At 64.2% G+C, this 796-nt stretch carries 1 protein-coding gene; it reads left to right on the plus strand.

The window, feature by feature from the left end; genetic code table 11:
• The coding region (locus tag EOA60_RS35395) for a potassium-transporting ATPase subunit KdpA (protein ID WP_206628436.1) at nt 1-796 on the plus strand (796 nt) is incomplete at both ends.

Genomic DNA, 796 nt, shown 5'->3' on the forward strand with positions numbered 1-796 from the left:
AGATGCTTGGCACCAATGGCGGCGGCTTCTTCAACGCCAATGCCGCGCATCCTTTTGAGAATCCGGACGCCATCTCGAACCTGATCCAGATGCTGTCGATCTTCGCGCTCGGCGCCGGTCTCACCAACGTCTTCGGGCGGATGGTCGGCAGTGAGCGCCAGGGTTGGGCCATCCTTGCCTCGATGGGCGTGCTGTTTCTCGTCGGCGTCATCGTCTGCTACTGGGCCGAGGCCGCCGGCAGTCCGCTGGTGCATGCGCTCGGCATCGACGGCGGCAACATGGAAGGCAAGGAGACGCGCTTCGGAATTGCGTTGTCGGCGCTGTTCGCGGTCATCACCACGGCCGCCTCGTGCGGCGCCGTGAATGCCATGCACGATTCGTTCACCGCGCTTGGCGGCATGATCCCGCTGATCAACATGCAGCTTGGCGAGGTCATCGTCGGCGGCGTCGGCGCCGGCTTCTACGGCATCCTGATGTTTGTCGTCATCGCCGTCTTCGTCGCCGGCCTGATGGTCGTCCGCACACCGGAATATCTCGGCAAGAAGATCGAGGCCAAGGAGGTCAAGATGGCGATGCTTGCCATCCTCTGCCTGCCGCTGGCGATGCTGATCTTCACGGCTATCGCCGTGGTCCTGCCGAGCGCGGTGGCCTCGATGGCCAATGGCGGCCCGCACGGCTTCACCGAGGTGCTCTATGCCTATACGTCGGCGGCCGCGAACAACGGCTCGGCCTACGGCGGACTGACCGGCAACACGCCCTGGTACAACATCACCATCGCGAACGGCACGCTGATGGG

Source organism: Mesorhizobium sp. M1A.F.Ca.IN.020.06.1.1, assembly GCF_004023265.1.
In the GTDB taxonomy this organism is placed as follows: Bacteria; Pseudomonadota; Alphaproteobacteria; order Rhizobiales; family Rhizobiaceae; genus Mesorhizobium.